This window comes from Burkholderia sp. RF2-non_BP3 (assembly GCF_001522185.1).
GTDB classification, from domain to species: Bacteria; Pseudomonadota; Gammaproteobacteria; order Burkholderiales; family Burkholderiaceae; genus Burkholderia; species Burkholderia diffusa.
In genome coordinates, this window is sequence record NZ_LOSU01000001.1 from 85709 (window position 1) to 111984 (window position 26276).

Consider the following 26276-nt stretch of genomic DNA (forward strand, 5'->3'; position numbering starts at 1 on the left):
CTAAGTCCAGCATTTCGCATCGTTGATCTCGTGCCGGTAACCGCGAACGCGGTCGGCATGATCGAGCCGCTTGGCGACGTGCGCTCGACGAGTCGCGGCGGGATGATCCGCGGCGTTCCGTGCGGGCAGACGCGCGGGCAAGCGCGCGGACGCGTGCGTGGCATGCGATTCCGCAGCGACGAATGTGCCGCCGATCGCGATGCGCTCGAGCGGCAATTCCGTATCCGAGCCGACTACTTCGATCGTATCGACGAACCGTGGCGACCGGGCCGCCCCGACGATGCAGGCGGCAAGTGCTACGGCGCTCGACAGGCACAGTGCTTTCAACGATCGGATGACGAGCGGGTTCATGAAGGCTCCTTATCGAACGACGGCAGGCGGCGCGAAAGACGCCGACCGGGCAACGTGCACTCGTGCGTGTCGGCGTAGGATCCGGTAGGCCGGTCGCAGCCCGCCGCGATGCGCGCGTGGCCGCTGGGCGGACACGCGCGCTCGCCCAGCGCGCCTTAGCACATTCCGCCGTTCGCGCGCACGATCTGGCCGTTGATCCAACCGCCCTGCGGGCTCGCGAGGAATGCGACGACTGCCGAGATGTCCTCCGGCTGTCCGAGCCGTTCCATCGGATTCATCTTCTCCATGCGCTCGATGAGTTCCGGGCTCTTGCCGGCGAGGAACAACTCGGTGGCCACCGGCCCCGGCGCGACCGCGTTGACGCTGATGCGACGGCCGCGCAGTTCCTGTGCGAGAACCTGCGTGAGCCCTTCGACCGCGCACTTCGTCGCGATGTACACCGCATAGGTCGGCAGACGCACGCCGGTCACGCTGGTCGTCAGGTTCATGATCCGGCCGCCGTCGCGCACGCGGCGCGCGGCTTCGCGGCACACGTTGAACGCGCCCTTGAAGTTGATGGCGACCGACCGGTCGAAGGTTGCGTCGTCGAATTCGGCGATCCGTGCCTGAAGCATGACGCCGGCGCTGTTGACCACGACGTCGACACCGCCAAACGCCTTTTCGGCCGCATCGAACATCGCGATGGTGGCCGCCGGATCGGCGACGTCGGCCTTGACGAGCAACGCGTCGCCGCCCGCCTGGCGGATGCGCGCGACAACTTCTTCCGCTGATGCCGCATTGCTCGCATAGTTGACGACGACCTTGAACCCGTCGTGCGCGAGGCGAACCGCGATATCGGCGCCGATGCCGCGCGACGAACCGGTGACGAGGGCGATCTTGCCGGACGATTGAGACATGTGAACTCCTTCGATGAGTGCCGGGCGGCCGCGGACGCGACGCGTCGCGCGGCCGAACCGGACGAGTGGATGATCGGGTACGGGTGCAACGGTGCGCGATACGCTCAATCCGGCGTCGGGACGCGCGGCGACAGAAGATCGGACAGGCCGACGCGATGCAGCATCTCCGCGCGCAGGCGGTCGAGCACCGCGAAGCCGACGTTCGCGCCGTCTTCGGTCGGATCGACGTGTACGCGGAACGGCCGCTTGCCGGCAGGCGCCGCGACGACGCTCACGATCGCATCGGCGACGAGGCTCGCGTGCGCGTCCGCCGGCACGATCGCGGCGAACGCTTCCTGCACTTCGCGGCCGAAGTCCGCATAGGGGCCGGCGTCATATTCGGCCGCACGCGCAGTGTCGGCCGGCGCACTCGCGTGCGCGAAATGGTTCGTGCCCTGCGTGAATGCACCGGGTACGACGATCGACGTTTCGATGCCCCAGCGCGACAGTTCGCGCGCGTACAGCACGGCGATCGCGTCCATCGCGGCTTTCGCGCCGAAATACGGCGCGAGATATGGCGGCGTACCGCCGGCGGCGCTGCTGCTCGATACCCAGATCAGCAGCCCCTCGTGCCGGCCGCGCAGGTGCGGCAGCACGGCGCGGTTCACGCGCTGGGTGCTGAGCACGTTGATGTCGTACAGCTGCGCGTACTGCTCCGGCGTGAACGCTTCGGCCGGCCCGAACGCCATGTGGCCGGCATTGTGGATCAGCACGTCGATGCGGCCGGCTTGCTCGATCACCTGCGCGACAGCGCGATCGATCGATGCGTCCGACTGTACGTCGAGTTCGAGCGGGCGCAGGTCGACGCGTGCGTCGTGTGCGAGCGTGCGCATCTGTTCGAGCACCGGCGCGTTGCGCCCGCCGATGTCGCGCATCGACGCGTAGACGGTGTGACCCGCGCGCGCGAGCGCCTCGGCGGTCAGCCTGCCGAAGCCGCTGGATGCGCCGGTGACGAGTATGACTTTGCTCATGATGGATGCCCTCCGTAGGCGGTGAACGTCGTGTTGCGGAATGCTATGCGTCGCGGCCGACTGCCCAACGCTGCTCGATGCGTCCGAGCTTCCAGATCGCTATCGAGACGGCCCAGGTCGCGACGAACAGGCCGACGATCGCGAAGCCGAGATCGTTCAGATCGAGCGCCGCGAGCCAAGTGCCGGCCACGCCGTGCGTGCCCAACGCGCGGTTGAGCAGGCCGAGCACCTCCACGGTGCCGATGACGAGCGCGACGCTAATCGAAAGACCGGTGACGACGAGGTTGTAGTAGATCTTGCGAACGGGCTGCGCGAGCGCCCAGCTGTACGCGACGTGCATGAACGAACCGTCGATCGTGTCGAACAGCAGCATGCCGGCCGCGAACAGCACGGGCAGGCAGAGGATCGCGTACCACGGCAGACCGGACGCGGCTCCGGAGCCGGTCAGCACCAGCAGCGCGATTTCCGTGGCCGTATCGAAGCCGAGCCCGAACAGCAGTCCAACGAAGTACATCTGGGGCGGCTTGCGCACGATGCGCATCAGCGGCGCGAGCACGCGCGCGACGAGACCACGCGAAGCAAGGTGTCGCTCGAGCTGCAATTCGTCGTAGCGGCCCGTGCGCATCGCGCGAAAGGCCGCATACAGGTCATGGAACGCCGCAACGTTCAGCGCCGCGATCGCATAGAGGAAGACACTCGACACGATCGCGCCCAGCACGCTGGTCACCCCGCGCAGCGTCGACCCTGCGTCGACGATGTGCGCAGACAGCGAGCGCATGCCGAGCGAGACGAGCACGGCGAGCCCGAATACGACGCTCGAGTGACCGAACGAAAACCAGAAGCCGACGCTCGCCGAGCGCTGGCCTTCGCCGAGCAGCTTGCGCGTGGTGTTGTCGATCGCGGCGATGTGGTCCGCATCGAACGCATGGCGCATGCCGAGCGAATACGCGGTGATGCCCGCGCCGATTCCGAACGCGCGGGAACCGACGCTCAGATGCTGCGGGACGATCAGCGCGATCAGCGTACCCCAGCCGACGACGTGCAACAGCACGATGAACGCGACGATCGCGATCGCGGCAGGACTGAACGACGTGACGCGATGTCGGCCGGCCCTGGCTGCGCCGGGTAGCGGGAGGTGTCGACGTGCATGCATGGCAGCCTCGAAAAAAGGTGAGACGGCGCACCCGGCGCGCGCGGACGCCGGGTACCGGAGACGCCGGACCGGCGTCAGGCCTTCGGAACGTACGGGAACGTGGGCGACGGCTTCGACGTGACCGACTCCTTGCCGATGCCGAGCCGGATCGGCGTGTTCGAAGCGATCGTGAACATCACGTCCGGCGCGTTGTCGGTAAGCGATCGCCCGTTCCACTCGACCATGCCGAACACGGCGGGCGTGCCGATCGTGTACGGCAGGATGTTCGGCAGGAATCGATGCGCGACGGCCGTTGCGTAGCCGATCGGATCTTCGGCGGTGCCGTTCGCGCGCACCGCGCCGGCCACCGATGCAATCACCGTTTCGCCGTACGTGGCGAAGTCGTCGGCGGGGCGGCCCGCATTCAGCCGGTCGCCGAGGTCCTCGTTGTATTGCGTGAAGAGCGGATGAATCATCGGCAGCCCGACGCGATTGATCGATCGCCAGCCGCCCGCGTCCGTCGCGAGCGTCGCCACCGCCCATACGCCGACCTTGCGGTTCGCGCTGGCATTCGTGACAAGCTCGGCGTCGGGCACTTCGAGCACGATCGAGTACACGGTATGGCCCGCGAACAGGTTGCGCGCATCGCCCGGCTGCCACGTGCCGAGGTCGAGCGGCGTACCGTCCTGGAACGCATGGCCGACCGCATGCAGCACGTCGGGTTCGATCCAGAACGGATCGCCTGCCTTGCCGGCCCATACGCGCGTACCGGACGGCGCAGTGACTACTTCGTCGGTGCTGCCGCGCACCACGAGTTCGCCGTCAGCATGCGGATCGGTGGCCGCCGCACCTGCGATGCGGCGCAGCTCGAAGCGCTGGCGCCCGTGCGCATCGCGCGCGTCGAAGCAGATCCGGTACGTGAGCTCTTCGAGCGCATCGCCATTCAGATCGAGCTTGAATTCGTAGAATCCTTCCGGGTGATAGCCGGGCGTCGGCACGTCGCCCGCGATCGAGTGGCAGACGTTGATCGCGAGTACCGTTCCCGTGTCCCCGCGAAAGCAGTAGAGGTCGGTGATGTCGAGGCGAATGTCCTGCCGCGCGAGCGGGGAGTCGAGATGATGTGACATGGTTCGATCCTGTCCGAAGTGGGGCTGCGGGTTGGGAGACGTGCCGTCTCGCGTATCGCGCGATACGCGCCGGCACGGTCTTCGACGCTTTTCAGCGGGACGTCGGCCGCTTCGATCGAAGATGCGTCGGACGACAGGCGGATTCTGGAAGGGAGCAGGGATGGGCGCTGTCGGCAAACGGCGGGCAATTGCGGAATCGCACGACGGCGACGTGGCGGCAGCCGCCGCCGGAAGCGGCGCTCAGCGTCGAACGGCGGATGTTTGCGCGTCGGTTGCGTGAACGACGGCAAGCGCGACCAGCGTGACGGCGGCCGATACGAACACGTATGCGCCGGCCGCGACGTGCGTGCCGGCCCATGCGTTCACGGACGCGACGACGAACGGCGCGGTGCCGCCGAACAGCGCAACGCCGGTCGCGTAGACCACGGACAGGGCGGCTGCCCGGCCGCGCGCGGGGAACATGTCGAGGATCGCGACGATGCTCGGCGCGCCGGCGAGTGCCGACAGCCCGGCGAACAGCGCGACCACGCCGAGCAGCGCGAGTGGATGCGCATGGACGGCCGCGAAGTGGAATGCCGGGAGGACGACGGCCATCGTCAGCGCGCGGGCCAGCACGATGGTGCGGATGCGGCCGATGCGATCGGCAAGACGGCCGCCCGCGATCGACAACGCGAACGTCACCGCGCCGACGGCCGCGGTCGTCACGAACGATGCATACGCGGACGGCGGCGGGCCGGCGACGCCGAACGTCGTCGTATAGGTGGCGACGTACGTTGGCACCGTGCCGCCGAAAATCAGTGCGATCGCAAACAGCCATCGGCCGCGATGCTGCAGGAGCAGCCCGCCGAACGCGGTCGTTGCGGTGCGCCGTTCCCACGTCTCGTCGATATGGCGGCGCAGGTAGATTTGCACGGGAATCAGCGCGGCCGCGAGCGCGAACGGCACGCGCCATCCCCAGTGCTCGATCTGCGCGACGCTCAGCGTCGCGTGCAGCGCGATCCCGCAGGCGCCGGCGGCGGCCAGAGCGAGCCCCTGTCCGGCCATCAGCCAGCCCGCGTACGTGCATTTGCGCTCGGGCGGGCACCGCTCGATCAGCAGCGCGCCGGACGCGCCCATCTCGCCGCCCACCGCAATGCCCTGCAGGATCCGGCACAGCAGCACGGCGATCGGCGCGGCGATGCCGAGCGTCGCGTAGCCCGGAATTACGGCGAGCCCGAACGAGCCGACCGTCACGAGCGCAGCGCTCAGCAGCAGCGCCGGCTTGCGTCCGGCGGCATCCGCATGGACGCCGATCGCAATCGCGCCAAGCGGCCGCGACAGGAATCCGGCGGCGAAAGTGCCGAGCGACAGGAGCGGGCCGTAGGCACCGACGACGTGAGGGAAGAACGTACGCGTGATGAACGCCGCATAAACGGCATACGAGAAATAGTCAAAGAATTCGAGCGCGTTCGCCGCGACGACCGTCGCGAGGATCCGGTGCTCGGATGCACGCCGCTGCGCAGCGGCGGTGCCCGCGCGCGCAGCGCCGGCGGGTGGTTTCGCGCGGTGCCGGCTCAATCGTCGGCCCGGCCGGGAGCCGGTCCGGCACCGTCGGGCGCGCCGCGGCGTTCGCTTTGCGCGGCCGCCGCGTGCGCAGACGAAGGCAGCGTGAAGCAGATCCGCGTGCCGTGCGGGCCAGTATCGCCGATCCAGATCGTGCCGCCGTGCGCTTCGACAATCGATTTCGAAATCGGGAGGCCCATTCCCATGCCGTCGCGCTTGGTGCTGGAAAACGGTTGAAAGATCGCTTCGTGCGGCGCGCCCGAGATCCCGCAGCCGTTGTCGACGACTTCGAACAGCGTGTGCGTGTCATCGTAGCGGCCCGCTCGCACGCGCAACAGCGGCTCGCGCGCATCGGCGGGTGCCGCGTCGATCGCGTGAATGCCATTGATGAGCAGGTTCGTCAGCACTTGCTGGAGTTGAATCCGGTCCGCATGCGCCGTCGCGCCGGCGGCGACTTCGGCGGCGAGCGTGATCGCATGCGCGCTTGCTTCCGACGCGACCAACTGCACCGCGGAGGCCACGACCTCTGCGCAGTCGAGTTCGACCGCCTCCACCGGCGCACCGGCCAGGAACCCGCGCAGCCGCCGGCAGATGTTCGCCATGTCGTCCGTCCACCGCGATGCGTGGCGAAAGGCGGTGGTGGCCTCGGCGACGTCCGGCTCGGTGCGGTCCAGCCACCGGACGGCCGCGTCGAGCGCCGTGCGGATCGCACCGAGCGGCTGGCCGATCTCGTGCGTGATCGACGCGACGAGCTGTCCCATCATCGACACCCGGGCCGTGCGCGCGAGTTGCGCACGCAGCGCGTCGAGCCGTTCGCCGTTCTCCTTGTACTCGGTGACGTCGAATGCGTAGAAATGAAGTCGGCGATATTTGTCGTCTTCGGCCGGCAGCGAGCAGCGCCAGACGATCGGCACTTTCCTGCCGGTCAACGTGGAGAGCGTACGTTCTCCCTGGCACGCCGAACGGCCTTCGAACATCGCGTGCAGGACCTGCGAATTGCTGATCCGGCTGGCTGGCAGCAGTTGTCCGGCCGCGGCGAAAAACGCGTCCTTCGATGTCGCCTCGAACAGCGACAGCGTCGCGTCGTTCGCATCGACGAACGCATGCAGCCGACGAACTTCGTCGATGACGTCGGGATGCGCGTCGAGGTAGGCCTCGAGATCCGTCACGCCGCGAGCCTTCAGCGTATCGATCCAGCATTTGATGCCGAACCAGTCTTCGATCAGGATCGGGATCGGCGCGCAGCGGAACAGCGCGTCGTCGCCTGCGCGCGTATCCCGATCGTGCATCGTGTCAGCCGCTGCGTGAGGTTCGTTCATTGTGGGATGCCACGTTGGCCGTGCGTCCGGGCGACGCCCCACGACACGGGGCACCATCTCGCCGAAAAATGCGCGCCGATTATACACAGACAAAATGGCCGGATTGCCGCTCGAAGCCGCACCGGTCGATCGCGACACGCCCGATGTCGCCGTCGTGCGGAACGGAAATGCAGCATGCGTCCGGAAATCCGGTCGGTCACGCGATGACGAGAATGGCGCGGATGCACGGCGGCGCGATCGGCAAAGGGCCAGCGCGCGCCGTGCGACACCGCCGCATGCCCGCAATGGCGGGCGACAGCGGCATTCTCGAAGGAGCATGAAAATGGCAAAGCTCGCACTGAAAGACGGCACTGAACTGTTTTACAAGGACTGGGGCACGGGCCAGCCCGTGGTGTTCTCGCACGGTTGGCCGTTGAATGCCGACGCGTGGGACGCGCAGATGATGTATCTCGCCGAGCGCGGCTTTCGCGCGATCGCGCACGACCGCCGCGGACACGGTCGCTCGAGCCAGCCGTGGAACGGGAACGATATGTCGCGTTACGCCGACGACCTGGCCGAACTGATCGAGTCGCTCGACCTGAAGGACGCGGTGCTCGTCGGTCACTCCACCGGCGGCGGCGAAGTGGCGCGTTACATCGGCCGGCACGGCACGCAGCGCGTCGCGAAGGTGGTGCTGATCGCCGCCGTGCCGCCGCTGATGTTGAAGACTGCCGCGAACCCCGGCGGGTTGCCGCTGTCGGTATTCGACGATATCCGCAGCGGGGTCGCCGGGAACCGCTCGCAGTTCTTCAAGGATCTTGCGGTGCCGTTCTACGGCTTCAATCGCGACGGTGCGAAGCCTTCGCAAGGCACGGTGGATGCATTCTGGTATGCCGGCATGCAGTGCTCCATCAAGAGCGCATACGACTGCATCAAGGCCTTCTCCGAAACGGACTTTACCGACGACCTGCGCCGCATCGACGTGCCGACGCTCGTCCTGCAGGGCGACGACGACCAGATCGTGCCGCTCGACGATTCGGGAAGGCTGTCGGCCGAGATCGTTCGCGACGCGCGACTGACGATCTATCCCGGCGCGCCGCACGGGCTGTGCACGACGCATGCCGATCGCGTGAACGCGGATCTACTCGCATTCATCCGCGCGTGAATCGCCGTCCCGCCTCGCGCGCGCAGGCTCGGCGCGCGGGCGGGCGGCGCGGTTCAGCTGCCGAAGTACGGATTGCAGAAGCTGGCCGGTGCGACGCAACTCCCGCCGTTCGCGACAGTGCGTGCGGCGCGGGTTCCGGCCGCGCTGCGACCCCAGTCGGGCGCGCCGCCGTATCCCTGCGCGAGCGCCTGCCGTGTGCCGTCCGCAGCGATTTTCGCTTCGGCGGCCTGGATGTCGGCCGGATAGTCGGCATTGGCGCCGCGCGACGGCAGATAGCCCGCCTGCTCGACGCGAGCCAGGTCCGCGCGTACCTGCGCGCGCGTGATTGGTGCGGCGGTTTGCGCGAAACCGGCGGCGGGGATCAGCGCGCATGCGCTCAGAATAAGTGAGACGGCGATGTTCTTCATGATGACGCTCCTTCGGATATCAGCGGGGACGGTGGCGATGCGTGCAAGCACACCGGTGACGACCGGTGCTGCGTGGAGCTCGGTCGATGCGGCGGCCCGGGGGTACGCCCGGCGTGCAGGATCGCCGCGACTGGAGTGGCGACGATGGCGTGCCGGCTGTCGATCGTTGATCGACGCCTGGAATATAGAGAGCGCGCGTCGCGCGTCGTTGAGCGAACGCACGCAAGACTGCGAATTCGCCGGATCGCGAGCGGCGCCCGCCCGTCGCGCCGCGGTGCGACGGCGGTTGCCGGTCCGGCCGTCGGCCCATGGCGGCCGGGAAGGGGCGGCGACTATACGTACATATGATTTCCGCGGACCGCCGACTTCTCTAATATGACTGTGGTTGGGGCGGCCGGTAGCGGGCTGCCCGTCGTACGATTTCGGCCGAGGGCCCGAGGTTTGCAGAAAAATCCGATCGTTTCGATTATCGACGATGACGAATCCGTTCGCGTCGCCACGTCGAGCCTGGTGCGTTCCCTTGGCTGGACGGCCCGCCTCTATGCGTCCGCGGAACAGTTTCTCGCAGCGGGCGGCCTCGCGGACGTCTGCTGTATCGTCTCGGACGTCCAGATGCCCGGCATTTCCGGTCTGGAAATGTATCGTCGTCTCGTCGACGGCGGCATCGCGCTGCCGGTCATTTTCATTTCCGCGTTTGCGTCGGATTCGGTCCGGCGGCAAGCAATCGACATGGGCGCCATCTGCGTACTCGGCAAACCGGTGGACTCGGCGGAAATGGCGCGTCATCTGGAATCGGTGAAGGCCGGCGGGACCGATGCGGCACGCTGATCCGCTTTTCCTTTTGTTCTCGCGGCGTGCCGCACGATGGCGATGATGCTCAACCAAAGCACGATCAAGCTCTGGCGCGAGGACTCGCGCGTGTTGTATACGCTGGCCGGCGCGCTGGCCGCTGCGGTCTTCGTCATCGACCTGACGCCGCTCGACATCGCGATCGCGGTGCTGTACGTGGCCGTCGTGCTGCTCGTCGCATCGGCCGGCTCGCGTCGCGCGACTTCAATGACCGCCTGCACGTGCATCTCGCTCACGTTGCTCGCGCTCGCGCTATCGCACGACGAACGCTATTCTGCCGGCGCGCTCGCGCGCTGCGGGGTGAGCCTGCTCGCGATCGTCACCACGGCATTCCTCGCGTTGCGCAATCTGTCGAACACCGCGACACTGCGCGAGCGGCTGCAACTGCTCGACCTGACCCACGACGCGATCGTCGTCTATGACCTGCAGGACAGGATCGCATTCTGGAATCAAGGCGCAGAGGCGCTGTACGGATGGACGGCGCAGCAGGCGATCGGTCAGCCGGTTCACGAGCTGACGCAGACGCGAGCATCGGTGCCGCTCGAGGACATTCACCGCATTGTGCTGACGTCCGGGCAGTGGCAGGGCGAACTGCAGCGCGTGCGCCGCGACGGCGAGACGGTGATGATTTCCAGCCGGCTCGCGTTGTGGCGCGATGCCGGCGGCAAGCCGGTCGCGATCCTCGCGACCAACAACGACATTACCGACCGCAAGCGCATGGAAGGCGAGCTGCTGCGTCAACAGAGCGAACTGCGCGCGATGATCGACGCGATACCGGGAATGGTGTGGAACTCGGGCAGCGACGGCAAGATCGGTTACGTGAACCGGCGCTGGGCCGAGTTCGGTGTGTCGGTGGCCGAGAACGGCGAAGACATCTGGCGCGCCGTCGTCCATCCCGACGACTTCGATACGATGCACGTCGCGTGGCGGCATGCGGTTGCGACAGGGGCGCCGTTCGAGAGCGTCGCGCGTATCCGGCGTCGGGACGGCGTCTACCGATGGGTGCACATCGGCGCCGAGCCGCTTCGGGATGACGGTGGGCGCGTCGTGCGCTGGTACGGCGTGAATACCGATATCGAGGCGCGCAAGCAGGCCGAGCATGCGTTGAGCCGCAGCGAGGCGCTGCTGTCGGACGCGCAGCGCCTCAGCCATACCGGAAGCATCGCGATGCGGGTGCCGGAGGGCGCGATGTGGTGGTCCGACGAAACCTACCGGATCTTCGAGCTGACGCGCGATACGACGCCGAGCATCGAATGGATTACCGGCCGCACCCACCCGGACGACGTGTTGCGAGTGACCAACGCGTGGCGCCGGCTGATGGCCGGCGAACCGTATCTCGATATCCAGTTCCGGCTGATGATGCCCGATTCCCGCGTCAAGCACGTTCATTACGTCGCGCATCTAATGCCGCACCCGGCCGATGCCGAATACGTCGGCGCGTTGATGGACGTGACCGAACGTGTTGTCGCGCAGGACGCGCTTGACCGATCCACCGCCGAGCTCGCGCACGCGACGCGGGTCACGATGCTGGGCGAGCTGGCCGCGTCGATCGCGCATGAAGTTACGCAGCCACTCGCCGCGATCGTGACGGCAGGCGACGCGGCGCTGCGCTGGATCGACCGCCCTGAGCCCGACCTGCGCGAGGTGCAGCAATCGGTCGGACAGATGATCCGCGACGCCAAGCGGGCGTCGGACGTGATCCGGCAGATTCGCGCGATGGCGCGTAAGCGCGCGCCCGAGCAGACGTCGCTCGATCTGAACGTCGTTGTGCGAGAATCGCTCGAACTCGTGCGCCGCGAGCTTGACAGCCAGCGGGTCGACGTCGAAGCCGACTATTCGGCAACACCGCAGCGCGTGCGCGGCGACCGCGTGCAACTGCAGCAGGTCGTCATCAATCTAGTGATGAATGCAGTGCAGGCGATGTCGGCCGTCGCGCCCGGCGCGCGCCGTTTGCGGATTCGCACGCACACGTGCGACGACGGGCAGGCTCAGGTCGTCGTGGAGGACAGTGGCACCGGGATCCGGCATGCCGATTTCGACCGTCTGTTCAGCGCGTTCTTCACGACCAGGGGGGATGGCATGGGAATGGGGCTGTCGATCTGCCGATCGATCGTGGAAGCGCACGGCGGGCGCATCTGGGCCGACCTGCGCGAGTGTCCGGGTGCGGTCATGCAGTTCGTGTTGCCAATCGATGAGGAAATGTGTAATGAGCACTGACGCGCAAGATTCGCCCGAGCAGTCGATCGTCTACGTCGTCGACGACGATGAATCGATGCGCACGGCCATCGATATGCTGCTTCGGTCGGTGGGAATGCGCGTTCAGTTGTTTGCGTCCGCGCACGAATTTCTTGCGTTCGACAAACCCGACGTGCCGAGCTGCCTGATCCTCGATGTGCGCCTGAAAGGTCAGAGCGGTCTCGCGGTTCAGGAGCAGATCGCAGCCGCCGACCTGCGGCTGCCGATCATCTTCATGACCGCGTACGGCGACATAGCGATGTCGGTGAAGGCAATGAAGGCCGGCGCAATGGATTTCCTCGCGAAACCGTTCCGCGAACAGGACATGCTGGATGCCGTCTCCGCCGCGCTGGCACGCGACGAGCGATGCAAGAGCGCGCAGCGCGCGCTGGCCGATCTGCGTTCCCGATATGCAACGTTGTCGGCACGCGAGCGCGAAGTGATGGCATTCGTCGCGAGCGGACTGATGAACAAGCAGATTGCGGCCGAAATGAACCTCAGCGAAATCACCGTGAAGATCCATCGTGGGCAGGCGATGAAGAAGATGGACGCGCGCTCGCTGGCCGACTTCGTCAAAAAGGCCGAAGCGCTGGGCATCGCTGAATCCGACGACGCCACGCCGGGGACTCGCCGGACCTGAATCCGGGCGTCGCATCGCGACCGCCCCAAGCGGCCAGCAAAGGCGCGTCGCCGTTCGAATCGGCAACCGCGCTCGGGTCGCGAAAAATTCCCCCGATGCAACTGGGCATGATGGCTCCGCCTGCGAGAACGTTCGCTCGCGGCGTGCAGGTCGCGCACTGCGTATGGCGCAGCGAAAAGGCGCGACGCGTTATCCCATCACATCTGGAAATGCTAAGGAAATCAAATGAACATGCCACTCAGGAAGATGCTCATTGTCGCGGCCATCGCCGCGTGTGCGACGCTCGGCGTCGCGACGCCGTCCTACGCCGCGTCACCGGCGGATCCTGCGACGGACGAGCACATCGATCCGCAGATTCGATCGTTTCTCGTCGCGCTCAACAAGGACAGCAGCCCGTTCTGGGAACTACCGCAGCCGAAGCCGCAGGAGATCCTGACGCATCTTCAAAACCAGACGCCGGTCGACATGTCTGGCATTACGACCACCGAGCGGACGATTACCCAGGACGGGCGCACGGTGAAGCTCTACATCGTGAAGCCGACTCACGTCGAAGGTAAGCCGGGCGTGCTACTGTTCATCCACGGGGGCGTGTGGATCGTCGGCAACTTCGCGAATCACCAGCGCCTCGTGCGCGACCTCGTGGTCGGCTCGGGGCAGGTCGCCGTGTTCGTCGAATATACGCCGCTGCCGCAGGCGAAATTCCCGACGCAGCTCGAGGAATCATATGCGGCGCTGAAGTGGGCCGCCGCCAACGCAAGCCAGTTCGGCGCCGACGGCTCCCGGATTGCGGTGGCAGGCAATTCGGTCGGCGGAAACATGGCTGCGGCGCTGACGTTGATGGCCAAGGATCGCAACGGTCCGAAGATCAGCTACCAGGCACTGCTGATTCCGGCGACTGACGCCAGCGTCGATACCGATTCGTATCGCATGTATGCGAAGGGGCGATTCCTTGCCCGTGACTTCATGAAGTATGGCTGGGATCTGTACGCGCCCGATGCGAAGACGCGCGAGAACCCGTACGTGTCACCGCTGCGTGCAAGCAACGATGAACTGAAGGGGCTTCCGCCCGCGCTCGTGGTGACCGCGGAGAACGATCCGCTGCGGGACGAGGGTGAGGCGTATGCACGCAAGTTGAAAGACGCAGGCGTGAGCGTCGCGGCCGTCCGCTACAACGGCACGATTCACGACTTCGTCCTTCTAAACGCGCTGCGTCAAGTGCCGTCGACCGAGGCGGCGCTCGAGCAGATCAGTAGCGGCATTCGCGAGCACATTGGGCAGTAACCTTGCAACAACGGCCGCGAGCGTGGCCGGCTGCGGCGTTGGCCGGCCCCGCTGTGCGCTTTACGTCAGGTTGTACGATGCGGCGCCGGTGCCGGCGAGCTTGCCGCCATCGGCGATCAGATATTCCGGACGGATCGGCCTGCCTTCGAGAAAGCATTGCAGGATTTCGAGCGTGCCGGCGGCATAGCGCGCTTGCGCGGACAACGACGTGCCCGAAATGTGAGGCGTCATCGCCGCGTTCGGCATCCGGCGCCAGGGATGATCGGCCGCGGCCGGCTGTGGAAACCACACGTCGCCGCCATAGCCGGCGAGGCGTCCGGATTCGAGCGCGCGCACGACCGCGCCCGTGTCGCACAGCTTGCCGCGCGCCGTGTTGATCAGGTATGCGCCTGGCTTGACGTGACGGAACATCTCGTCATCGAACATATGTTCGGTCGACGGATACAGCGGGCATTGCAGATTGATCACGTCGCAGACCTGCACTAGCGATTGCGGGGTGGGATGGTAGACGAGACCGAGTTCGTGTTCGAGATCGGACGAGAGACGATGGCGGCTCGAGTAGTGCAGATGCACGTCGAACGGTTTCAGTCGGCGCAGGACGGCGAGACCGATGCGTCCCGCACCGATCGTCCCGAAGTGCATCCCTTCGAGGTCGTAGCTGCGGCTTACGCAATCGGCGATGTTCCAGCCGCCGTTCACCGCGAAGCGGTGAGCCGGAAGAAAGTTGCGGACGAGGGCGAGCACGGTCATGACGACGTGCTCGGCCACGCTGATGCTGTTCGAGAAAGTTTCCTCCGCAACGACGATACCGCGCTCCGTCGCCGCCTGAAGATCCACATGGTCCGATCCGATGCCCGCGGTCAGTGCGAGCTTCAGATTTTTCGCTTTCGCAATCCGCTCGCGCGTCAGGTACGCGGGCCAGAACGGCTGCGAAATGACCACGTCCGCGTCGAGCAAGTGCTGCTCGAATACGGAGTCCGGCCCGTCCTTGTCGCTCGTCACGATCAACTCGTGGCCATGCGCTTCCAGATACGGCCGCAGGCCGAGTTCACCCGACACGCATCCGACCAGCTCGCCCGGCGTAAACCCGGGGCTACCTTGCGGGGATGGCACGCGTTGCCCGCCCGGATACGCGGTGATGACCGGTATGTCGTCTCGCACGGAATACGGCGGATAGCCGGTCGTCGGGTCGGGATACAACACACAAAGCACCTTCGCCATTCTTCTTCTCCTGGTTTTACGAATTCAATCGTCTGCGGAACGCGTTCTCGTCGCAGATTAGGAGAGGTGTTGAGGGCGTCGTTCTATCGGTGCACGGATCTTTGCCAAATCGCATGGGCCTGCATCGCAGTGCGCTCACGCGCGACGTTGCCGCCGTTGCACGGCGGTTGCCTGTAGAGCACTGTCAGACTCGCGCTGACGGAAGCGTGACGTGAAATGTCGTACCAGATGGTTCACGACAGCTCGCATGCAACTGGCCGCCGTGCGCGAGAACCACCGAATGAGCGATCGACAGGCCGATGCCCATCCCCGTATCCTTCGTCGTGAAGAAGGGCTCGAAGAGCCGTTCCATGTGGGCGTCCGATACGCCGGGCCCCGAATCCGTCACGCGAATTTCGACGCTGCGGCCTTCGATATTCGACGTCGAAATGACGAGGCTTCGGCGGCCCTCGTTGACTGCGTGCATCGCCTCGATCGCGTTGACGATCAGGTTGAGGATCACCTGCTGGAGCTGGACGCGATCGCCGACAACGAGCGGTGACGGTGATGCGAAGGTCGTGTCGATGCAGATGCCGTTCTTTTCCGCGTCGCGCCGCGTGACGAACAGGATGTCAAGAATCGCTGCGTTGACGTCTACCACCTCTTCGCGAACGGGCGATTTGCGGACGAAGTTGCGGATGCGGTCGATGACGTCGCCGGCGCGCAACGCGTCGCGGACGATCAGGTCCAGCGCCTTCGACGCCCGTTCAATGTTGGCTGGCCGGGCAGCCAGCCAACGCGCCGCGGCATCGGCATTCGCCGCCATCGCGGCAATCGGCTGCTTGACCTCGTGGCTGATCGTCGCGGTCAGCTGCCCGACGGCCGACACGCGGTTCGCATGCGCGAGTTCCTTCTGCATCTCGCGGAAGCGACTCTCGCTTTCGCGCGCACGTGCGTCGGCACGCTTGCTCTCGCTCAAGTCCAACACGAACGCGACGCCGTGCTGACCGGTCGACGAAAACATCGCCGCGCCGACCAGGACGGGTGCGCGACTACCGTCCTTGCGAAAATACTCCTTTTCGATCGGCGCAAGCACGCCGGTCGCCCGGAGTGCCGGCTCGTGGATCTGGAAATCCGCCTCGATCCATTCCGGCGGCGTCAGCGATCGCCAATTCAGCTGCCCGTGCTCCAGGTCCTCGCGGCTGTAGCCGATCAGGTCGAGGAGCGCGGAATTCGCTTCGACGATCGTTCCGTCGAGCGCATAAATGAAGATGCCGACGATGTTCGCATCGACAAGCCGGCGAATCCGCGCTTCGCGCTCGGACAGCTCGCGATACAGCCGTGCGTTCTGCAGCGTGATCGCCACCTGCGACGCGAGCACGCCGAGCGCCGCGAGGCGCGTCGGTGCGAATACGCCGGTGGTGAGTCTGCTCTCGAGGTACAGCACACCGGTCAGTTCATCTCCGCGCACGAGCGGCATGCACAGCATCGATCGCACGCGCTCCGCGAGCGTATAGGGATCGGACGCGCAGACCGGCTCTTTCGACGCATCGGGGCTGGATATGGTCTCGCGGGTTCGCAGCACATAGTTGATCGTCGCAATCGGCAGGCGACGCGCATCGAGCGGCGAGCTTTCCTGCACGACGATCACCTCGTCGCCGTGAACCGTGGCGTCAGCGCGGATGCTTGCGTCGCCGTCGCCGGAGGCGAGGATCAGCAATCCGTGATCGGCGCCCGAGTGCGTGAGCGCGGCCTTCATGAACGTGTCGATCACCTTCTCCGGATCGATCTCCGACGAAACGCGCTGCGATACATCGATCAACATCGCGTAGTCGACTTCGCCGGCCGTTGACCGGATCGTTTCGCGGCGATCGCGGCTGCCTGTCTCGGCGCCAAGATGCGGACACGTCTCGTCGAGCTGGCGGACTTTCGCGTCCGCACCCCAGCGGATGTACCCGTTGCGGGCATTGCGCAAATACGCGTCGGCTATGATGTCGAAGCCTCGCGCGCGATAAAAGCGGGCAGCAAGTTCGCTCGCGATTGCTTCCTGGTGCGGAAATTCGCCCGCGCGGGCCGACTGGATTGCGTGCTCGTACAGATGTTCCGCATCGAGCATGCGCGATTCGACGCGCGCACGCTCGGCACCGACCAGCGCCGCGCGGGTCTCGAAGTTCTCAGGGAACTGGCCGGCCAGCACGTCGATACGCGTCTGATGCGTGACGAAGCGCGCGAGCAGGCCTGCGCGTTCGTCGGCCGCGGCCTGGTCGATCGCGGCGGCCAGCGTGAGTGCCCCATACAAATGGAACTCCGCCTCCTCCAGGAACATCGACGACGTCCATATCAGCGACTCCGCACGCCGCAGCGATTCGAGCGCCGTTCCGTTATCGCCAAACAGATAGCTCGCCTGCATCTTGCGTATCCAGTACCAGCACTCGGCGATCGCGAGGCCCGGATTGGCGGCGAGATGCGATTCGAACGTGTGCTCGTCGAACTGTGCATCATCCAACGATCCGGGCCGTCGCGTTTGTCCACGCAATGTGCGGACCAGAGCGAGCTGCGTCGACAGGATGTCGACGACGAGGCCATGTCGCGCGTTGCGTGCGAACGCCAGTCCACGTTCGGCCTCGTCGCCGACGGCCGGCAGCGGATCGCCGGCAAACAGGAAATTCGTGTTCAGGCACGTGAGTGAATACGACGCGTACAGCAGGTCGCCGGCCTTGTTCGCTGCGGCGAACACACGCCTCAGCGCATCCTCGGACAGCCGGACGTGCATCATCCAGCGCAACGTGAAGATGACGAACACCATGCAGGTGCTCGCATGGAACCGATGCTGTGCATTGAGTTCGGCAATCCGGTAGCCGGCCTTGCCGAACCGGATGCCGAGCTCGAAATCGCCAAAACGCGGTCCGGCGATCCGGCTCAACGTGCCGTACGCAACGCACGATGCTTCGCAGTTTCCGCTGATGAGGCTGATGTTGATGGCCTTGCATGTGATCAGCGAATTCAAATTGAAATCGGTAAAGCACGCAGCGGACAGCAGGCGCGTCAATACTTCGAGCGTAGTCAGCCCGACTGGATCGCGCATCGACGGCAATTCGACGATGTCGTCGACCGTCAGACCGGCCGCGCGGCGCCGAAGCGCCGAGTATTCGTCGCTAACCTCCAGATCGGATGGGTGCGCCGAAGCGTCGATGCCCACGCCAGACAGGAATGCCAGCGCGACCGCGATCGCGTCGCCGCTTCGATCGAGCGCCGTATAGACGTCCATCGCCCGGACGGCGACGCGGCCGCGATCGATTACATTCAGCGTATCGACGCGCAACGCCGCAAGTCGGCGCTCGGCCGCCGCGAGTTCGCCTGTCAGGAACTCGCATTCGGCAAGCTCCAGCTCGTACTCGAAGCGAACGCCGGGCCAGCGCGTGTCCGGCACGCGCGTCAGCAGCTCCACTCCGGCGTGCAAGTAGCGTAGTGCGGCACCGTACGCTGCGGACGCTTTCGAGCGAATGCCGGCGCGCAGGTTGAGCGTCGCCGCTACGTATCGCTCGTCCGCCGACATCGCGTGACTGCCGGCCCGCTCGAATTGCCCGACGATTTCGAACAGCAGCCCGTCGTCGTGGGCGTCGGGCAGATGCGGTAGCAGGCGCCGACCGATGTCCCGGTGCGTTTCGGCCCGTACCGCCTTGGGAATCAGCGAATAGGCGGCTTCCTGGATCCGGTCATGCGCAAACCGGTACGTATCGCCGACGCGTTCGAGGAGTTGCTGTCGAATCGCTATCCGAAGCTCCGCATGCAGCGCGTCTTCAGTCGAGTGCCGGGCGATCGCGATGCTGCGGGCAGAAGCGCTATTTCCTAGGCATGCCAACGCACGGAGCGCGTCTTGGCACGCATCCGGCAGGCGTTCGAGCCGCGCGGACAGCAGTTCTGCAACGTTGTCCGTATACCGCGCGCTCCTGACGGCCTGCGTGTTCCATGACCACCGTCCTGCCGATCGATCCATCAGCAGTACGTTCTCTTCGGCAAGCGCCTGCAGAAACTGGACGACGAAGAACGGATTGCCTGCGGTCTTGGTGTGGACGATTCGCGCAAGTTGCTCAACGCGCTGGTCGTCGGATCGCAGGATGTCGCCGACGAGGGCAGTCGCTTGCGGGACCGTCAGCGCGGTCAGCCGGATTTCGTCGACGGCGACGCCGGCCGACTTGAGCCGCGCGAGCTGTTGCGGCAACGGGTGAGCGACGTCGACCTCGTTGTCGCGGTACGCGCCGATCAGCAGGATGTGGCGTATCCCGGACCGGCTGCCGATGCTTTCGAGCAGATCGAGCGTGGCCGCGTCGGCCCACTGGAGATCGTCGACGAACAGCACGAGCGGCGGCTTAAGCCGCGTGAACACCTGGATGAAGCGGTGCAGCACGAGCCGAAAGCGCGCCTGCGCCTGCTGCAGCGGCAACTCCGGCACGCCAGGCTGTTCGCCGAGCAGCAACTCGAGGTCGGGCACGAAGTCGGTGATCAGCTTGCCGTTGGGTCCGATTGCGTCGACGATCGCGTCGCGCCAGCGGCGCAACGCATCCTCGCGTTGCGTGAACAGGGACTTCACCATGCTCTTCAGCGCAAGCACGATGGCCGCATAAGGCGTGTCGCGGTTGTGCTGGTCGCACTTTCCGACAGCAAACGTGCCTTGCGACGGCCCGACCGCTGCTTGCAGCGCGCGTACCAGTGACGACTTGCCGACACCCGCGTACCCGGAAACCAACGCGAATTCGATGCGCCCGCCGTGGACGATCCGTCCGAACACGCGCATCAGCCGCGCGAGGTCGTGCTCGCGGCCGTACAGCCTGACCGGACCGGGCAGTCGGTCCGGCAGGTCCACGTCGCCGAGATCGAACGAATCGATCGTCGCATCGGTGGACCACTGCGCAACGCAGCGGCGAAGGTCGCGCTCGAGCCCAGCCGCGCTTTGATAGCGGGCTCCGGGCTCCTTCTCGAGCAGCTTCATCACGATCGCGGACAGCTGGGCGTTGACCCGTTCGACCCGCAGATGCGGTGGAACGGGTTTCCGGGCCGTATGGCTGTGCATCCATTCCGTTGCGCTCGCCGCCGAGAAGGGCAGCGTCCCGGTCAGCATTCGGTAGAACACCACACCTATGCTGTACAGATCGGTGCGGGCGTCGATCGGGCAATTCAGTCGTCCGGTCTGCTCAGGAGCCATATAGGCCATCGTCCCCGCAATGATGTCCGGCGGACTTGTACGCTCACGATCTCGCGGTGCGTCGGACGCGATTCCGAAACCGGTAATCCTCACGAGGCCGGCCGCGTCATCGACAAACAGATGTTCCGGTTTCAGATCGCAATGCACGATATCTCGGGCGTGCATGCGGTGGACAGCGGCGGTTATCGCGGTCGCGAGCGTCAAGAAACGCCCGGTCGACAGCCTTTCGGTCAGGAGGGGTTCGAGCGGAATTCCGCCAGGGTCTTCCAGAACGAGCGCGATGCTGTTGCCGTGTCTTTGCAGATCGATTGGCCGCATAGCCCATGAGGCGTCGAGCCTGTCGCGCATCCGGTATTCGTTCAGCAAGCGCTCGAACGCAGCAGGATTCGATGCGCCGCCTTTCGGCTGCGCGACCAGGACTGGAATGCGCTTGCCATTCGGGTCCGTCAGCAAAGCGCGACCATGGATGAGGTCTTCGTCTTCGCATACGACGGAAAGGGGCAGGGTGGCGGCAAGTTGCGCCATCACGGACGCATGCGGCAGATTATGCATGGGCTGCGCTGCGGCCGGCACGATGTTCGCGTGCGCGGAGGGAACAGGGATTCGACGATTCGTTTCCAACTATGTGCTTCGCGATGACTCCTGTCGCGTTGTGGTTGCCGACCGTACTCGATCGTGGCCGCGTGTCATGCATGCTCGACCAGCCGGCTTTCGCGATCGACCAGGCCCAGCGCTTGCGCCTTCAGTACAAAATCCGCGAGCGACTGCGATTTCATTTTCTTCATCGCTTGGCCGCGGTGCAGTTTCACCGTGATTTCGCTCAGATTCAAATCCGTTGCGATCTGCTTGTTCAGCAGCCCGTTCGCCACCATAGCCATGATCGTGCGCTCGCGCGGCGTCAACGATTCGTAGCACGTACGCAATATCGCGGTCGAACGATCGACCGCACGTCGCCTGCGGTCGCTTTCCAGCGCGCACGTAACCGCGTCGATCATGTCCTGACCGCGGAACGGCTTCGGCAGGAAGTCAACCGCGCCGGCCTTCATCGCCTGAACCGACATCGGGATGTCGCCGTGAGCGGTCATCAGGATGACCGGGATACGCAGTTCGCGCGTGATCTGCTCTTGTACGGCAAGCCCGCTTTGCCCCTTGAGCCGTACGTCCAGAACGACACAGCTCGGTACGTCGGGCAAGTCAAGCGCCAGGAATGCCTGTGCGTTATCGAACGACTTGACACGCAGTTCGACGGAGTCGAGCAACGTTTCGACCGCTTCGCGAATAGCGCTGTCGTCGTCGATCACGAAGACGACAGGATCGGCCGTGTCGCTGGTCATACTGGTCATATCGCCCTCTGCCCGTGAAATTCGAAGTAGAAGCGTATTCGCCCGATGTTTCTGTTTAACGATTCGGGACGGATGCTCGTGCATTTTATGTCCAAAACGGTAGTCGAGCGATCGTGTCAAAAACTTGCTGAGCGACCTTTGCGCCGTACCGGGCAGCAATTGCCCGTTCCGACCGCGGCGTGCCGCTTCATTCATATAATGTCGACCGTGAACCGTCGCTCATTGACTTATCCTACCGATTTCAGGAGCCTTACCGATGTCGTTGCGCACAGATCCAGACTTCTTCGTTCTTCTTGCCGACTCCTACCATCGGTTTCTGAACCGGCCGCTCGTTCCCGACGGAATGAGCGCATCCGACGGCGCAGCGTGGCTGTACCGTGCGGCGCCGTTCGGCATTCTCGCGCACGATGCGTCGGCCGATCCGGTCTTTGTATACGGCAACAAGCGCGCGCAGGCGATTTTCGAATACGACTGGGATGAACTGACGGCCTTGCCTTCGCGGCTTTCGGCGGAGCCGATGGAGCGCCGCGAACGCCAGTTGTTTCTCGACAAGGTGACGCAGGACGGCTTCGTGTCTGAATACCGCGGCGTGCGTATAACGAAGACCGGCAAGCGTTTCTGGATCGAGAGCGCGATCGTGTGGCAACTCACGGACGCGGCCGGGAACGTGCGCGGCCAGGCTGCGATGATTCCGCAGATACAGCCGGTCGATGCGTCCGCATGAACACAGCCATCGACCGATATACGGATTTCGTTGAGCGCCTGCGTCGTATTCGACGAACCAGGTCGGCCCGCACGCGACGTGCGGCAGCGATCAGATGACAAGACCGTAATCGAAGTCTCACCTTCCGGAAAGCGCGCGAATCGCAGAATGGACACAACTCTTCATCGCATCGATGCGGAGCGGATGTCCGGCTGGTCAGCGGACGCGAAAACGCCATCTTGAGAGGTGAACATCATGAACAACCTGATTCGTGCAGTACTGCTTTCCTGTGCGCTGAGCGCACCGATCGCCGCATTCGCGCAAACCGCCGTCGGCACGATCACGCGCGCCGACGTGCGCGCCGATCTCGTCCGCGTCGAAAAGGCCGGTTATCGGCCCGTCGGCACCGATCCCTACTATCCCGACGACATCCAGGCAGCCGAGGCGAAGATCGCCGCGCAGCAATCGCGGTCGGTCGCGGCACAGCCGACCGTCGCCGCGAAGACCACTACGGTGTCGCTCGCGTCGCTCGATGCCCAGCAGTTGTACGAGCATCACTGAACGCGATTTTCAACTGCCTTCCGCGGCACGACGCCGGGTCGTTCAATGACAGGCGCCACGGCACGGCGCCGGCCCGACGCTGACAAAGTTCATGTCCACACGACCCGAGGTGGCGGCCGCGGATTTCGAATTTCTCATCTGCCGGTCAGCGCCATGTGCCCCCCCCGTTCGCGGGAATGAACGTGTCAGGTAGTGAATCGCTGTAACGGTCGCGCCGGCGGCGCATCGACGATGCGCCCTCATCGAATCTTTCCCGGGAGTTTCATCATGGATCGCACACTGATCGTAGCCGCATTGCTGGCCCTTTTCATCGGCAAGCCGGTCGCCGCTTTCGCACGCGGACAGCCGCAACTGCCCGATGACTACGGCGAGCGCGCGAGTGTGCTTGCAGCGCTGAATCCGTGGCTCAATTCGGCGCGCGGTCCGTCTTGCTCGGCGGCAGACATGCGGACGATCAACATTCACGGAGCGCCCATTGAGCGCGCAACTGCAGCGAATCCGCACGCAGACAACAGTACGCCTGGCGCCGGCTGATCGGTATCCCAACGCCCGAAGAGAGTCCGTACCGTGCCGCGCCGCTTGCCTTCTTGTTGATCTTTGGGCGTCTTGCCACAGCGCTTGTCCATGCACGGCCCTGCCGCGATGGTGTGTTCGAGAGATGGCGGGAGGCGAACGAACGCAATAATGAGTTGCGCTCGCGTTGTGTGTATCGCGGTGCGTGGCGTACGTGTCTGCGAACTCGGTAATGCGTCCCGTCCGCCATCATCGCTAGGCGCAGAGCGCAGCCAACCTGCCGATTGTGATGACAGCTTGCTCGATTCCAGCCGACCACGGGCTGCTGTAGTTCAGCCAGATGAAGTTCCGGTAGCTGTCCGAAGCCGAGAACGTGTGCCCAGGCCCGATAGAGATACGGTGCTCCAGCGCAAGCTGATGGAGGCGCACCACGTCGACTTGCGCCGGTAATTCCACCCAAAGTGTATAGCCTCCCGAGGGGCTCGAAATTCGCGTGCCTTCCGGAAAGAACCTCGACACGAACGTACGCATCAGATTCGCCTGTTGCGCGTAGGCCCTGCGCAAGCGTCGTAGGTGATGCTTGTAACCGTCTCGCTCAAGAAACTCCGCGATCGCGAGTTGCGGCAGAGACGGCGTCCCGAGCGTGTTCAAGAATTTCAGGTTCTCTACCTGATCGCGGTATCGGCCCGGCAGCGCCCAGCCAATCCTGTACGCAGCCGTCAGGCTCTTCGAGAACGACGAGCAATGGAGAACCAGCCCATTTCTGTCGTACGACTTCAGCGTGCTGGGATGCGTATTTCCAAAATGCAGTTCGTTATACGCACCGTTTTCTATGATCGGAATTCCTGTCTTCTCGGCGAATCCGACGAGCTCACGCTTTCGGTCGTCTGGCATTTGGAAGCCGAGTGGATTCTGAAAGTTCGGCATCACCATGCAGGCGGCGATCGGCTGTGATCTTGCAGTCTCCGCCAGCGCTGCAATGTCGATTCCGTACTCAGGATGAGTCGGCACTTCGATCGCTTTCATGCCCATCCGCTCGATAGCATGCAGCATCGAATAGAAAGTTGGTGATTCCACCGCGATGACATCACCGGGTTTTGCCACTGCCTGCAAGCACAAGTTGATTGCCTCCGTTGCACCGACTGTCACGACGATTTCATTTGCGTCGACTGACATGCCGTTCTCCAGATAGCGACGCGCGATCTGTCGCACAAGGCGTGGATGGCCGGGCGGTAGCCCGTCCACCGCGCCCCATAGTGACTTGTCACGGCCGGCCGCATATGCATAGCGGTTCAGCTTCTCGAATGGAAAATAGTACGGATCCGGGTAGGGCGAGCCTAAGGGCGCGGCATCAGCGATGCCCATCGAGCGCAGCGTCGAGAGTACCAGCCGGCCCTGGTCAACAGGGGACAAACTCGCTGTCGGCCTCGATGGCTCAAGTTCGTGCACTTTTAGGTTCCCGTTATCGGGTTGCACGCGCACGAAATAGCCAGACTGCGGCCGACTTTCCAGCAAACCACGATTCTCGAGCAGCCGGTATGCATGCAGCACGGTCGTGATGCTAATCCTGTGCTGTTGGCTCGCTTGCCGGACCGACGGCACCCTGTCGCCGTGCTGGTACACCCCCTGAAGGATTAGCCGTTCAATGTCGTCAGAAAGTTTCTTGTAGAGATTCACTGGGCAGAAGGAGAAACAGTCAAGTTTTCGGGGGTGATAGCGCGATTCGCCGTGGTGGTTTGTGAAAACAATCGATGGCATACCGGCGCGTTAGGACATTTACTGATTCACAGTAGATGGCAGCACAATGCTCTAACTGGACTTCGCATCTCGCAAATCCTATTTAAATTTTGAATCCGTTTCGATCTTCTGAATCACTTGACCGTGTGAATCCTAAAAATAGGTACCCTATGCAAAAAAGCCAGGTTGCCTGGTTTCGTAGCATCGGCTGGATTCCTCTCGTGGTACGACGATCGTTTTCCACGGCCGATCACCTTTACACAACTAGGAAATAGCAATGCAAGGACATATCGAAGACCACCTCGCAATATCCGATCTTATGGCCGGCTGGATGTATCGCGATCTCGCGAGTTGGGACAACCTCGCCGATTTGTTTCACCCGGATGCAACCATCGAGGTCACCTGGTTCGAAGGAGCGGTGGCCGACTTCATCGCTGGCTCGCGCATGATGGGAGGATCCGCTTTGCATACCAAACACCTGATTGGCCAGCCCGTCATCGAATTCAACGGGACGAAAGCACTAGTTGAGACGAATGCGATCATCGTGGCCGACCAAGTCGTATTGAAGCTTGGATGTGCAGTGCACAATCGCTTCTACGACTTCGTCGAGAAACGTGACGGGATGTGGAAGATTGTCAGGCGTCAGAGCATTTACGATATGGGTTGCTTTACGTTTCCGTTGAGCATTGAACCGATCGATGGTGACGTTGTGGAGAGGTTTCCACCCGAATACGCGGCGCTGGCCTATCTGCTCGAAAAGAGTGGGTTTCCTGTCCGACGTGTTTTTGCGACCAGAGGCAGCGCTCTGGAAATGGACATGAAGCAGCGTGGCGCCGCATGGCTCGCGGACCGGCCGGCGAACACGTAAAGATCCGACGGTCAATATTTGGCGATGCGGCTGTTGGAGCGGGGCGTCGATCATGGTCTGCGACGCAAGGAACAGCGCTTCCGTCCCTTGTGCCGTGCCGAGCTTCCGGATCGGGATCGAGACGCCCCAGGTCACGACAAAGAGCCCAAAGCTGGCGCAGCCGAGCGTGCTCAGATCGATCGCGGACGTCCACGGCCAGAACCAGGGATGCGGGC

General features: G+C 64.3%; 21 protein-coding genes. 9 read left to right on the plus strand and 12 right to left on the minus strand.

Annotation, left to right across the window (positions count from 1 at the left end; translation table 11 throughout):
- The 7 genes from WS45_RS00365 to WS45_RS00395 all read right to left on the minus strand — a co-directional run bounded on the left by WS45_RS00365 (position 1) and on the right by WS45_RS00395 (position 7377).
- Complete coding sequence (locus WS45_RS00365; RefSeq protein ID WP_059697511.1) at positions 1-351, minus strand: hypothetical protein; 351 nt, start codon at positions 349-351, stop codon at positions 1-3.
- Positions 352-506: 155 nt separating this feature from the next.
- Positions 507-1247: an SDR family oxidoreductase gene (locus WS45_RS00370; RefSeq protein ID WP_059530685.1), complete on the minus strand. Its 741-nt coding sequence runs from the start codon at positions 1245-1247 to the stop codon at positions 507-509.
- Positions 1248-1351: 104 nt separating this feature from the next.
- Positions 1352-2257, minus strand: a complete 906-nt coding sequence (locus WS45_RS00375; RefSeq protein ID WP_059697513.1) for an SDR family oxidoreductase — start codon at positions 2255-2257, stop codon at positions 1352-1354.
- A 43-nt stretch (positions 2258-2300) separates the two neighbouring features.
- Positions 2301-3410: a HoxN/HupN/NixA family nickel/cobalt transporter gene (locus WS45_RS00380; RefSeq protein ID WP_082721791.1), complete on the minus strand. Its 1110-nt coding sequence runs from the start codon at positions 3408-3410 to the stop codon at positions 2301-2303.
- Between the two features lie 74 nt (positions 3411-3484).
- On the minus strand, positions 3485-4516 hold the full coding sequence (locus WS45_RS00385; protein ID WP_059530679.1) for a DUF4331 family protein: 1032 nt from the start codon (positions 4514-4516) through the stop codon (positions 3485-3487).
- Positions 4517-4756: 240 nt separating this feature from the next.
- A complete protein-coding gene (locus WS45_RS00390) occupies positions 4757-5989 on the minus strand; it encodes an MFS transporter (protein WP_059697541.1) in 1233 nt (410 codons plus the stop codon).
- An 80-nt stretch (positions 5990-6069) separates the two neighbouring features.
- Positions 6070-7377, minus strand: a complete 1308-nt coding sequence (locus WS45_RS00395; RefSeq protein ID WP_059697515.1) for a sensor histidine kinase — start codon at positions 7375-7377, stop codon at positions 6070-6072.
- Between the two features lie 322 nt (positions 7378-7699).
- On the opposite strand from WS45_RS00395, the gene WS45_RS00400 reads away from it, so the two are divergent.
- Positions 7700-8521 (plus strand): alpha/beta fold hydrolase, encoded by an 822-nt coding sequence (locus tag WS45_RS00400; protein WP_059697517.1) that lies wholly within the window; start codon positions 7700-7702, stop codon positions 8519-8521.
- A 53-nt stretch (positions 8522-8574) separates the two neighbouring features.
- Here WS45_RS00400 and WS45_RS00405 read toward each other — a convergent pair whose 3' ends face one another.
- Positions 8575-8928: a DUF4148 domain-containing protein gene (locus tag WS45_RS00405; RefSeq protein ID WP_059530672.1), complete on the minus strand. Its 354-nt coding sequence runs from the start codon at positions 8926-8928 to the stop codon at positions 8575-8577.
- Between the two features lie 441 nt (positions 8929-9369).
- Between WS45_RS00405 and WS45_RS00410 the strand changes: the two genes are divergently transcribed.
- The 4 genes from WS45_RS00410 (at position 9370) to WS45_RS00425 (ending at position 13933) form a co-directional block, all read left to right on the plus strand.
- Entirely contained in the window at positions 9370-9756 is a 387-nt protein-coding gene (locus WS45_RS00410; RefSeq protein ID WP_059691031.1) for a response regulator transcription factor, read from the plus strand.
- Between the two features lie 42 nt (positions 9757-9798).
- Complete coding sequence (locus WS45_RS00415) at positions 9799-11994, plus strand: PAS domain S-box protein (protein ID WP_059697543.1); 2196 nt, start codon at positions 9799-9801, stop codon at positions 11992-11994.
- Entirely contained in the window at positions 11984-12652 is a 669-nt protein-coding gene (locus WS45_RS00420) for a response regulator transcription factor (protein ID WP_059697519.1), read from the plus strand. Before WS45_RS00415 ends, WS45_RS00420 begins: the two co-directional genes overlap by 11 nt.
- Positions 12653-12877: 225 nt before the next feature.
- Positions 12878-13933, plus strand: coding sequence for an alpha/beta hydrolase (locus tag WS45_RS00425; protein ID WP_059530666.1), 1056 nt, complete (start codon positions 12878-12880; stop codon positions 13931-13933).
- A gap of 60 nt (positions 13934-13993) precedes the next feature.
- Here the strand turns inward: WS45_RS00425 and WS45_RS00430 are convergent, their stop codons facing one another.
- The 3 genes from WS45_RS00430 to WS45_RS00440 all read right to left on the minus strand — a co-directional run bounded on the left by WS45_RS00430 (position 13994) and on the right by WS45_RS00440 (position 21679).
- Complete coding sequence (locus WS45_RS00430; protein ID WP_059530663.1) at positions 13994-15154, minus strand: NAD-dependent formate dehydrogenase; 1161 nt, start codon at positions 15152-15154, stop codon at positions 13994-13996.
- 184 nt (positions 15155-15338) lie between these two features.
- Positions 15339-20888, minus strand: coding sequence for a trifunctional serine/threonine-protein kinase/ATP-binding protein/sensor histidine kinase (locus tag WS45_RS00435; protein ID WP_082721792.1), 5550 nt, complete (start codon positions 20886-20888; stop codon positions 15339-15341).
- A 134-nt stretch (positions 20889-21022) separates the two neighbouring features.
- On the minus strand, positions 21023-21679 hold the full coding sequence (locus WS45_RS00440) for a response regulator transcription factor (RefSeq protein ID WP_179949158.1): 657 nt from the start codon (positions 21677-21679) through the stop codon (positions 21023-21025).
- 256 nt (positions 21680-21935) lie between these two features.
- Between WS45_RS00440 and WS45_RS00445 the strand changes: the two genes are divergently transcribed.
- The 3 genes from WS45_RS00445 to WS45_RS00455 all read left to right on the plus strand — a co-directional run bounded on the left by WS45_RS00445 (position 21936) and on the right by WS45_RS00455 (position 23477).
- Positions 21936-22403, plus strand: coding sequence for an MEKHLA domain-containing protein (locus WS45_RS00445; RefSeq protein WP_059697521.1), 468 nt, complete (start codon positions 21936-21938; stop codon positions 22401-22403).
- A gap of 234 nt (positions 22404-22637) precedes the next feature.
- The gene (locus WS45_RS00450) at positions 22638-22943 is read left to right on the plus strand and encodes a DUF4148 domain-containing protein (protein ID WP_059697547.1); all 306 of its coding nucleotides are present in this window, start codon (positions 22638-22640) and stop codon (positions 22941-22943) included.
- Between the two features lie 267 nt (positions 22944-23210).
- On the plus strand, positions 23211-23477 hold the full coding sequence (locus tag WS45_RS00455) for a hypothetical protein (RefSeq protein WP_059691034.1): 267 nt from the start codon (positions 23211-23213) through the stop codon (positions 23475-23477).
- 234 nt (positions 23478-23711) lie between these two features.
- Here WS45_RS00455 and WS45_RS00460 read toward each other — a convergent pair whose 3' ends face one another.
- Positions 23712-25133, minus strand: a complete 1422-nt coding sequence (locus tag WS45_RS00460; RefSeq protein WP_059697523.1) for an aminotransferase-like domain-containing protein — start codon at positions 25131-25133, stop codon at positions 23712-23714.
- A 391-nt stretch (positions 25134-25524) separates the two neighbouring features.
- Between WS45_RS00460 and WS45_RS00465 the strand changes: the two genes are divergently transcribed.
- Complete coding sequence (locus tag WS45_RS00465; RefSeq protein WP_257130000.1) at positions 25525-26061, plus strand: nuclear transport factor 2 family protein; 537 nt, start codon at positions 25525-25527, stop codon at positions 26059-26061.
- Positions 26062-26276 lie beyond the last annotated feature (215 nt).